Genomic DNA, 9,747 nt, shown 5'->3' on the forward strand with positions numbered 1-9,747 from the left:
ACCCTACAGAGGGGTAAGGGGTGAAACCCCTTATATCTCAACTTCTGAAAGCTCTCCCGTAACGGAATCCATTATAAAACCTCTTATTACTATATCCTTTGGTATCAGAGGATGAGTCCTTAACATTTCCGTGGATTCTTTTACAGATTCTTCTACGCATTCAAAACCTGCAAGCCATGAATCGAAATCAATACCGCAGTGACGAATGAAATTGATTTTTTCTTCTTCGATACCTCTCTCTTTCATCTTTTCAATCATCATATCGCTGTTTATATTCTGTACTCCGCAGTCCGTATGTCCGATTACCATTATTTCTTCGATACCCAGTTCATATATAGCTACCAAAATACTTCTTACCACACTACCGAATAAGTGAGATACTACTCCTCCCGCGTTTTTGATTATTTTTACGTCTCCGTTTTTTATTCCCAGAGCTTCGGGAAGAAGAGTTGTGAGCCTCGTATCCATACAAGTAAGGATAGCTATCTTCTTGTCGGGATATTTGCTTGTTATATGCTTTTCGTACATCTTTTCTTCTACGAATTTTTTATTATATTCAATCAATTCTTTCATTTCATACCTCTTATGTAAGTCGGATATTTTATCCGCTTTTTATTTTTAAGTAATATTATATATCATTTATTGGTTTATTAAAATAATTTTGATGTTTATTGTTTACAAAAATTATATATTAAATTTATTACACGATATAACATGAAAATCTTTGTTTGCAGGGACTAACATGATATAATAAATATGTAATAAATAGTATAATATAATTATATTAATCAAAAATAAATAAAAGGATATTAATATTTCCTATTGACACAATGGGGAATTATGGTATACTTTAGTTGAATAATTAGCATATGTTAAAAACTATCTATGTTTTATAATAAAAAGGAGCAGAAAATGAAAAAAGAAAAATATAATATAACGGGCATGAGCTGCTCTGCCTGCTCGTCAAGGATAGAAAAAGATCTATCAAAAGTGGAAGGTGTGGACAGCGTAAGCGTAAACCTTCTTACGAACAGTATGAATGTGTCTTACGACGAAAGTGTCTTGACCAGCGGAGATATTATTTCTTCGGTGCAGAAGTCGGGATACGGAGCAAGCGTTCATGACGGCAATGATACTACTCAAAATAAAAAAGAAGACAGTGTGAAAAAGGACAGCGAAGACGAAATAAAATCAATGAAAAACAGATTTATCATTTCGCTTATATTCTTAATTCCTCTTATGTATATAGCAATGTATCATATGTTCGACGGATTTTTAGGTTTTAAGACTCCGGATTTGATAATGTATTTATTCCACGGTAATGAAAATGCGACAACCTTTGCCTTTGTTCAGTTCCTGCTTGTTCTTCCTATAATGTACGTTAACAGGAAGTACTATATAGTAGGGTTCAAGACCTTATTCAAATTAAGTCCGAACATGGATTCTCTTATAGCTATAGGCTCTTCTGCGGCTGTTGTGTACGGAGTGTTCGCTATATTCAGGATAGGGTTTGGTCTCGGACATGGAGATATGAGTATCGTTGATAGGTACAGCATGGATCTGTATTTTGAGTCAGCGGGTATGATACTAACTCTTATTACTCTCGGTAAATATCTTGAAACCAGGTCAAAGGGAAAGACCAGCGAAGCTATCACAAAGCTTATGAATCTGGCTCCAAAGACTGCAATAGTTGAAAAGGACGGAGAGGAAGTGGAAGTCCTTGCTGAACAGGTCATAAAAGGAGATATAGTAATAGTTAAGCCCGGAAGCAGTATACCTGTAGACGGAGTCATAGTTTCAGGTTCTACTTCCATAGATGAATCTATGATAACAGGGGAGAGTATCCCCGTTGAGAAGGCTAAGGGCGATAAAGTAATAGGTGCTACAATTAATAAATCAGGGTATTTCAAGTTTGAAGCAACAAACGTAAATGAAGATACTACAATAAATAAAATCATAAAACTTGTTGAAGAAGCCAGTTCCTCAAAGGCTCCCATAGCTAAGATAGCGGATAAGATTTCGGGGATATTCGTTCCCGTGGTGATTACAATTGCCGTAGTTGCAGCTGTCGTTTGGATAATCATGGGACAAAGTTTTGAATTTGCACTTTCCATAGGTATAGCGGTGCTTGTTATATCTTGTCCTTGTGCCCTTGGACTTGCGACCCCGGTTGCTATAATGGTAGGTACGGGAAAAGGAGCGGAGAATGGTATACTCATAAAATCCGGAGAAGCTCTTGAAATAGCACACAGTATCGATACAGTTGTAATGGATAAGACGGGGACCATAACCAAAGGGGAACCGAGAGTAACGGATATAATCAATGCTAACTTAGATGAAAACGAACTCTTAAAAATAGCAAAAGGACTTGAAAAGTCAAGCGAACATCCTTTGGCGGAAGCAATAATAAAATATGCTGATGAAAAAGGTATCGAAGACATCGATACAACTGATTTTGAAGCTATATTCGGTAAAGGTGTCAAAGCGAAAATAAATTCCAAGACTTACTATGCCGGTAACAGAGCTCTTATGAATGAGCAGGATATAGATATAAGTAAGTATGAAGAAACTATAAATACATTGGCTGATGACGGAAAAACCCCTCTTATTTTCTCGGATGATAAAAATATAATAGGTATAATTGCCGTAGCCGATGTAGAAAAAGAAACAAGCAAAGAAGCAATAGATTTATTTAAGAGTATGAATATTGACGTAGTAATGCTTACCGGAGATAATGCGAGGACAGCAAAGGCTATACAAAGAAAGCTTGGGATCCCTAAAGTTATTTCCGAAGTGCTTCCCGATGATAAAGAAGCTAAAATCTCTGAACTTCAAAATAGCGGAAAGAAAGTTGCAATGGTAGGAGACGGTATAAACGATGCACCTGCGTTAGCCAGAGCAGATGTCGGTATCGCAATAGGTGCGGGGACTGACGTTGCCATAGAAAGTGCGGATATTGTACTTATGAAAAGCGATTTGCTGGACGCTGTGACTGCTGTAAAACTAAGCAAAGCGGTCATCAAAAATATAAAGGAAAATCTGTTTTGGGCATTCTTCTATAACAGCGTGGGTATTCCTTTGGCGGCAGGTGTATTCTATTCCGCTTTAGGCTGGAGCCTTAGCCCTATGTTTGGTGCGGCGGCAATGAGCTTAAGCAGTGTTTGTGTGGTTACAAATGCTTTAAGACTTAAATTCTTTAAGGTCGAACATGGGAAGAAAACAGCTAAATACTATGAAACAAATAATAATCAAGTTATAAAAGATGAAGCAGGTAACAAAAAGCAGATAGTGATAAAAGGAATGACTTGCTCACACTGTACTGCGGCGGTTAAAAAGGCGCTTAAAGAAGTAGATGGGGTAGAAGTTGAAAATGTCGATTTGGACTCTAAATCCGCATATATAACTCTTGATAAGCCTGTAGAGGATAAAACATTAAAAGATGTTATAAAGAATGCCGGATACAAAGTTGTAAAAATAAAATAAGTTTTATAGTATTATTATATTATATATAAGAAAATCCTTGAGGGTATCCTCGGGATTTTTTATTTTAAATGGTTTATGGGTATTAGTAGCTTTTAAAAAGATAATAAATTATTTTATTGACAAATATGCAAATATGTAATATATTACTTATATTAAGTAATATATTACATATTTGAGGTGAGCAATGAAAATTATAAAGGGATTACTTATTTGGATACTTATTTTTATATTTGCATTTTTGAACGGTGGGCTAAGAGAATATCTTTTAATTCCTTATTTAGGAGAAAAGATAGGGCTTGTAATGAGCGGTATCATACTAATTTTAGTTATAATGATAATTTCATTAATATTTGTGCCTAGACTTGGATTAAAATCGTCAGGAGAAGCTTTTTATGTAGGTTTTATGTGGTTTTTACTGACAAATTTATTTGATTTGTTCAGTATTTATTCATCCGGAGGGGATTTTATGGATTTTGTTTCTATGTTTAATATATCTGGAGGAAATTTATGGACATTTGTCGTTATAGTGACATTATTGTCTCCGCTACTCATATATAAAATTAAAAATAAGCAGAAAGGAAATGATTATGAAACTACTAAATTACGATAACGAACATTTGATTTTTGGTTTACTCTTTATGATATCCAATAAACTTCAGGTCATAGGAGATAGTTTTTATGATGAGATAACGGTAAAGCAGTGGTTTGTACTGGTGGTTATAGATACATTCAAGGAAGAGTATCCAAGCCTTTCGGATGTGGCGAATATGGTTGGGAGTTCTCATCAGAATGTTAAGCAGATAGTAAATAAACTTATCAGCAAAGGATACCTTAAAATAGTTCAGGATGAGAATGACAAAAGAAGGAGCCTTATAAAAATGACAGACAAGTGCGAAAAACTTCAAAATGATTATAAAGAAAAGGAAAGTGAATTTATGAGAGATCTTTTCAGAGGTACTAAAGAAGAGGATTTGAAAAAAGTAGTGGAAGTATTTCTTAGGTTGAGTGAAAATATAGAGGAGATGAAATATGAATAAAGTAATTTTGCTTTACGCTTCAAAGCACGGGAGTTCAAAGGAATATGCCGATATGATAGGAGATGAACTTGACATTAAAGCAGTTGATATAGCTAAGTTTAATTCCATTAAAAATGAAGATTACGATACTATTATCTTTGTATCGGGAGTATATGCTTCAAAAATCAATAAGATAGATACAATAAAAAATAGTTTTAATAAATTTGATAATATAATTGTCTGTCCGGTAGGGTTTAGTGAATTCAATGAAGAAATAAAGAATAATATAGAAAACAATTTTAATCAAGAAGAACTAAAAAAAGTTAATATTTTTTATCTTAGAGGAGCTTTAGATATTTCCAAACTTTCATTTTTGGAAAAAATGATGATGAACATGATGAAAAAGATGTTGAAGAAAAATCCCGAAGAGAATAAAGAAATGCTTGCTGCATTTGATAAGCCTGTTTCATTTATAAATAAGGATAATATAAAAGATTTGATATATTATGTGAAAGAAATTTAATGACTTGTTATATCATATAAAATAAAGCTAATTATCAATAAAAAGAATTATTACAAAAGGTAATAATTCTTTTTTGTTATTGATTAAAAAAATAGTCTTTTAAAATATATATGTTATATCTTAGTAAGCAACAATATATTTAATTAATTAAATCATATTTATAAGTTTTATGGAGATATATTATTTCTGTAATTAAATGTAATCAGTATTATATAGTTCTATTGTATATGTTGATAAATAATTAAATTATCTTAAATATTATTTTATTGACATTGACAAAGTATGAGCTTAAAAGTAGTATTATATTAAGTTAAATCATACATTAATTTGATAAAAGGGGAGAGAACATGAGAAGATCGGAATTAGTGGCTGCATTTAAAAGTGATATAAATACAGTGTGGGATGTCGTGACGAATAACAAAGATTTTTCTTGGAGAAGTGATTTAGACAGGATAGAGATATTAGATAAAGAAAACTTTGTCGAATATACCAAAGACGGATTTTCCACAGGTTTTAAGATAACAGCAAAAGAGAAACCACATTTATATAAATTCGACATGGAGAATAAAAACTTTAAAGGGAAATGGATCGGTGAGTTCAGAGAGACCGAAGACGGCGGATGTGAAATAACATTTATAGAAGAAATCTATATAAAAAGTAAAGTCATGGAAATATTATCTCATTTGTTTATGAATTTAAAGAAAATGCAGGATACTTATGTAAGGGATCTGAAAGTTAAGCTTGGGGAAGACGTTTAACGTGCTTTTTGCAAAGATAAAACATAAGGAAACTCGCAAATCTCCCTATAAGGGAATTTGCTCATGTTATTCGGGGGCTAAAGCTTGAATAAATTTAACAAAAATTAAATTTATCTATTCTTACGAACAGTGAATAGTCAAAATATCACTTAAGCCGTGGCGGCTGAAGCAGTAGCTAAAAGGGATGCAAAAGATACGTCAATAAGTCATCGTGGCAGCATATTACTATTATATAAAATGAAATTTTGTTGTTAGATTTAAAGTTAGAAATAAACTGATAAATAGACTTTTATTAATGACTTTTATAAATAATTATGTTGAGTGTTTTGATATTATAAAAATATATAAATTAGTTATATTAAATATTTTAGAAGTTTTATCGTTGCGTCTGTACAAAAGGTATATTCAGAGGAATCAAATACTAAGAATTGATGATATTATATTTACATATTGAAACATTTTTTTGTATATATTTCAATCAATTTTTAGATTTAATTTTAATATTATTGATTTTTGTAGCTTAAAATTTAAAGTCTTTTATTGTTATTTACTAAATTTATTTATAATGAGTTATCTATTATTACAATAAAGTCGATTATATTGTTGCTTTGTCTTTATGAATTCTTTCTATCCTTAAATCATTTATGATAAAGCAGATGTTGTTATCATTTATTATACTTGTTTATGACAAGTTCGCTTCCTATCCCCGATAGTTCAATCAAATTCTTGCTTTGTTCACTGATTTCTATATCTTCTGTCGGCTTATTATCCAAATTAAAATATATATTATTGCTCTTGCCTTTTTTATTTATGCTGAAGGTGCTGTTTACCGGAATATTTAATTTTGATGTTGCCTTGATTTGATTTACATCTATCCTTCCCTTAAATTCATTATAAGTGATGTTCATATCATTTGAACAATTAAGTTCAAGATGTCCGCAGTAATCGTAAACGAATATATCATCGAATTTCCCGTCTGCCTCAATACCCTTATTTCCCATATTTTGTATCTTTAAGATATCGCATATTGTATAAAGTTCTATTTTATTGCATAGGTCGTATGGGATATATATCAAAACCGAAAGTTCGTCTTTTGTCTCTGATTTTGTGATGTCTCCTATTTTCTTTATATCCACATCTATGCTTCTTTTATTTTCGTCTATCTTTACTTTAAAGTGTTTCTCTATATCCTTTACTTTATTTGAAGCAAGCTTTACGATTATTTTTTCTCCTCTTACACCTTTTAAAATGACTTCCGATACTTCATTTATATTTATGTCGAAGTCAATAATATTTTCAATATCGTACTTTGTTTCGCTTACATATAAAAAGTCTTTTTTATTATTTATATCCTTCTCTTCTTTTAAAAGCTCATCTATGGAAATATCAAATTCCTTTGATATCTTTATTATATTATCTATGTCCGCTATCCCGCCTTCCGTTTCCCACTTTGTTATAGCCTGTCTGGATACTCCTATTTTTTCCGCGAATTGTTCCTGGGATAAGTGTAGTTCTTTTCTGATTTGTTTAAGCTTTTCTGAAAATTTCATATTGTTTCCTCCTATGTTTATGACTTAAGTATAGATAATTATATTTTTTTAACAAGCAAACATAGTTTACATTCATATAATTACATGCTACTTAGCGTAGCATTATCTTATTTAAGTATAAAAAATATGCTGCTTATTATCAATAGGAACAAATTGGTATTGACTTATACTATACTTTACAGTATGATTTGTACTATAAAGTATAGTAAGGAGGATACCATGTCGGCAATAGATTTGATAATACTTGGAATGATAAAAGAAAAACCAATGAGTGCTTATGACCTTCAGAAGAACGTTGAGTACAGACATATATCAAAATGGGTCAAGATAAGTACTCCTTCCGTATATAAAAAGGTCATTACCCTTGAAAATAGGGGATATATAAAAGGAAAGAACGATAATGAAAACAGTATACCCGGGAAAGTCATTTATTCCATTACCGAAGAAGGAAATAAATATTTTATTTCTCTGATGAAAAAGACAAGCGAGAAAATGGTAAATGTGTTTCTTGATTTCAATGCTGTGATAGTTAATCTAAATAATATAGATAAAGAACTGGGATTATCTTTGGCGGAAAATATAAGTAGAGAAATAGATAAATATTATTCTGTGGTAGACGAAAAAATCACGGAAAGAGAGCATATACCCTTTACCGGAAAGACGATATTAAAACAGCAGTTAATGGTGGGGGAGGCTTTAAAGGAATGGAGTGAAGAATTCATAAAAACTTACAGAGATGAGGGGGAGAAGTAATGCCTCAGATAACAAAAGGAGGAAAGTATATCTTTGGATGGTCTGTTATAAGAGAAGATTATACTTTAAATATCCCAAGTATGGCGATGAAAGAATATAAAATGTATGACGAAGATAAAATTTATATTTTCTCGGGAAGCAAGTCAACAGGCGGATTTTGCATAACAAGAAAAGGACTTCTTATAAATTCGAAGTTAAAGGGGATACTGGAGGATAATCCAAAATTAATGAATTATCAACTTAAAGAGGGAGAGCTTATTTCTTATAAAGGGCGAAGTTATGCTTACTTAAAAATAAAAAACGGTAAAATCGAGATTTCAAAGGATATGATTGATAAGCTGCATTTAAAGGTAGGAGATAAACTCCTTTCCATAAGAAGCAGTGATTTTGCCTTTACAATGGGGATTAAAGGTCAGCTTATCGAAAGAGCTATGAATTATAATGGAGATATAGAGGTTTATTAAATAATTATAATATATAATCAGTAATATCCTAACGGGGCACTACGCCTCGCTTCGCGAGATTCTGCGCCCCTTACCAATCAAAAATAAACTTACAAGGAGTAATAATGAGAGATTTATATAACATGATGTTCAAGAGAAAATCCATAAGGAAATTCGATAAAAAACTAAGTATATCAGATGAAGAGCTAATTAAAATAGAAGAAAAGTTCGGTAAAGTTTCATCTTTGATAGGAGATATAAAAACAGAGTTTAAAATAGTAAGTAACGATGAAACCACGTCCAAAAGAGGAGCGTATAGTATTCTCTTCTACAGCGAAGACAAGGATAATTATTTATTAAATGCAGGTTACATTATGGAGCAGGTTGATTTATTCCTTACCGAGATGAACATAGGTGCCTGCTGGTACGGTATGGCAAAGGCTAAGGAGACTGAAAAAAATGGTTTGGGATTTGTGATAATGCTTTCTATCGGGAAATGCAATGAAGATGACTTCAGAAATGATATTAAAGAATTCAAGCGTAAGGATATAAGCGTCATTTTAAAGGGCGATAAATATGATGATGTGATAAAAAATGCAGGGCTTGCCCCTAGTGCTTGTAATTCACAGCCTTGGAGGATATTAACGAGTGAAAATAGTATAGAAGTATTTAAAAAGGATAAAATGAAATCTTTTATTCCCGGCACAAATCTTTCTTTTTACAATAACATCGATATGGGGATATTTTTATGTTTCTTAGAACTAGTACTAAACAGTAAGGGAATAAGCTTTGATAGAAATATTATTAATGGAAGCAAAGTATCCGACGGATTAGTTAAAATCTGCGAATATAAAATAAATTAAAGAGAGGTAGAGTTATGGGAAAATTAAGCGAAATGCCGAACATAGGAAAAGTAGTTGAGGAACAGCTTATAGAAGTTGGGATAGATACTCCCGAAAAGCTTATAGAAGCAGGAAGCGAAGAAGCTTGGATAAAATTAAAGGGTATAGACCCTTCATCATGTCTGATGAAGCTTTACGGACTCGAGGGTGCCGTAAGAGGAATTAAGAAAAAAGATTTACCGCAGGATGTAAAAGAAAAGCTGAAGGATTTTTATAATAATTATAAATAACAGACAAATAAGGGGCTCTGCCCCTAAAACCCCCTATAAGGGACTCCGTCCCTTAAGAACCCTGCCCTTTTTTGTCCGAAGAAACAAAA

Annotated in this window: 11 protein-coding genes; 9 read left to right on the forward strand and 2 right to left on the reverse strand. The window is 32.1% G+C overall.

Going from position 1 to position 9,747, the window contains the following annotated elements; all coding sequences use genetic code 11:
- Nucleotides 1–30: 30 nt before the first annotated feature.
- Complete coding sequence (locus tag Q0516_RS01140; protein ID WP_294468815.1) at nucleotides 31–573, reverse strand: carbonic anhydrase; 543 nt, start codon at nucleotides 571–573, stop codon at nucleotides 31–33.
- A gap of 339 nt (nucleotides 574–912) precedes the next feature.
- Here Q0516_RS01140 and Q0516_RS01145 point away from each other — a divergent pair, with 339 nt between their 5' ends.
- The 5 genes from Q0516_RS01145 to Q0516_RS01165 all read left to right on the forward strand — a co-directional run bounded on the left by Q0516_RS01145 (nucleotide 913) and on the right by Q0516_RS01165 (nucleotide 5,780).
- Nucleotides 913–3,483, forward strand: a complete 2,571-nt coding sequence (locus tag Q0516_RS01145; protein ID WP_294468817.1) for a heavy metal translocating P-type ATPase — start codon at nucleotides 913–915, stop codon at nucleotides 3,481–3,483.
- A 184-nt stretch (nucleotides 3,484–3,667) separates the two neighbouring features.
- Entirely contained in the window at nucleotides 3,668–4,093 is a 426-nt protein-coding gene (locus Q0516_RS01150) for a hypothetical protein (protein ID WP_294468819.1), read from the forward strand.
- On the forward strand, nucleotides 4,071–4,520 hold the full coding sequence (locus Q0516_RS01155; RefSeq protein ID WP_257479937.1) for a MarR family transcriptional regulator: 450 nt from the start codon (nucleotides 4,071–4,073) through the stop codon (nucleotides 4,518–4,520). Before Q0516_RS01150 ends, Q0516_RS01155 begins: the two co-directional genes overlap by 23 nt.
- Nucleotides 4,513–5,022 carry a flavodoxin domain-containing protein gene (locus Q0516_RS01160; protein ID WP_294468822.1) on the forward strand — a complete coding sequence of 170 codons (510 nt, stop codon included), beginning with the start codon at nucleotides 4,513–4,515 and terminating at the stop codon, nucleotides 5,020–5,022. Before Q0516_RS01155 ends, Q0516_RS01160 begins: the two co-directional genes overlap by 8 nt.
- 347 nt (nucleotides 5,023–5,369) lie before the next feature.
- Nucleotides 5,370–5,780, forward strand: a complete 411-nt coding sequence (locus tag Q0516_RS01165) for a hypothetical protein (protein WP_294468825.1) — start codon at nucleotides 5,370–5,372, stop codon at nucleotides 5,778–5,780.
- A 665-nt stretch (nucleotides 5,781–6,445) separates the two neighbouring features.
- Here the strand turns inward: Q0516_RS01165 and Q0516_RS01170 are convergent.
- The gene (locus Q0516_RS01170) at nucleotides 6,446–7,330 is read right to left on the reverse strand and encodes a helix-turn-helix transcriptional regulator (RefSeq protein WP_294468827.1); all 885 of its coding nucleotides are present in this window, start codon (nucleotides 7,328–7,330) and stop codon (nucleotides 6,446–6,448) included.
- Between the two features lie 219 nt (nucleotides 7,331–7,549).
- Between Q0516_RS01170 and Q0516_RS01175 the strand changes: the two genes are divergently transcribed.
- From Q0516_RS01175 to Q0516_RS01190, 4 genes are all read left to right on the forward strand, one after another.
- Nucleotides 7,550–8,083 carry a PadR family transcriptional regulator gene (locus Q0516_RS01175; protein ID WP_294468829.1) on the forward strand — a complete coding sequence of 178 codons (534 nt, stop codon included), beginning with the start codon at nucleotides 7,550–7,552 and terminating at the stop codon, nucleotides 8,081–8,083.
- Nucleotides 8,083–8,547 (forward strand): hypothetical protein, encoded by a 465-nt coding sequence (locus Q0516_RS01180; protein ID WP_294468831.1) that lies wholly within the window; start codon nucleotides 8,083–8,085, stop codon nucleotides 8,545–8,547. The genes Q0516_RS01175 and Q0516_RS01180 overlap by 1 nt, the downstream gene beginning before the upstream one ends.
- A 104-nt stretch (nucleotides 8,548–8,651) precedes the next feature.
- Entirely contained in the window at nucleotides 8,652–9,389 is a 738-nt protein-coding gene (locus tag Q0516_RS01185) for a nitroreductase family protein (protein WP_294468833.1), read from the forward strand.
- Nucleotides 9,390–9,403: 14 nt separating this feature from the next.
- On the forward strand, nucleotides 9,404–9,658 hold the full coding sequence (locus tag Q0516_RS01190) for a TfoX/Sxy family protein (RefSeq protein ID WP_294468835.1): 255 nt from the start codon (nucleotides 9,404–9,406) through the stop codon (nucleotides 9,656–9,658).
- The last annotated feature ends 89 nt before the right edge of the window (nucleotides 9,659–9,747 follow it).

Source organism: uncultured Anaerofustis sp., assembly GCF_938029165.1.
GTDB lineage: Bacteria > Bacillota > Clostridia > Eubacteriales > Anaerofustaceae > Anaerofustis.

What these genes read in the sequence shown, in the direction of transcription:
- Q0516_RS01140 (WP_294468815.1), bottom strand. Translation starts at nt 573, where the DNA reads ATGAAAGAATTGATTGAATATAATAAAAAATTCGTAGAAGAAAAGATG.
- Q0516_RS01145 (WP_294468817.1), top strand. Translation starts at nt 913, where the DNA reads ATGAAAAAAGAAAAATATAATATAACGGGCATGAGCTGCTCTGCCTGC.
- Q0516_RS01150 (WP_294468819.1), top strand. Translation starts at nt 3,668, where the DNA reads ATGAAAATTATAAAGGGATTACTTATTTGGATACTTATTTTTATATTT.
- Q0516_RS01155 (WP_257479937.1), top strand. Translation starts at nt 4,071, where the DNA reads ATGAAACTACTAAATTACGATAACGAACATTTGATTTTTGGTTTACTC.
- Q0516_RS01160 (WP_294468822.1), top strand. Translation starts at nt 4,513, where the DNA reads ATGAATAAAGTAATTTTGCTTTACGCTTCAAAGCACGGGAGTTCAAAG.
- Q0516_RS01165 (WP_294468825.1), top strand. Translation starts at nt 5,370, where the DNA reads ATGAGAAGATCGGAATTAGTGGCTGCATTTAAAAGTGATATAAATACA.
- Q0516_RS01170 (WP_294468827.1), bottom strand. Translation starts at nt 7,330, where the DNA reads ATGAAATTTTCAGAAAAGCTTAAACAAATCAGAAAAGAACTACACTTA.
- Q0516_RS01175 (WP_294468829.1), top strand. Translation starts at nt 7,550, where the DNA reads ATGTCGGCAATAGATTTGATAATACTTGGAATGATAAAAGAAAAACCA.
- Q0516_RS01180 (WP_294468831.1), top strand. Translation starts at nt 8,083, where the DNA reads ATGCCTCAGATAACAAAAGGAGGAAAGTATATCTTTGGATGGTCTGTT.
- Q0516_RS01185 (WP_294468833.1), top strand. Translation starts at nt 8,652, where the DNA reads ATGAGAGATTTATATAACATGATGTTCAAGAGAAAATCCATAAGGAAA.
- Q0516_RS01190 (WP_294468835.1), top strand. Translation starts at nt 9,404, where the DNA reads ATGGGAAAATTAAGCGAAATGCCGAACATAGGAAAAGTAGTTGAGGAA.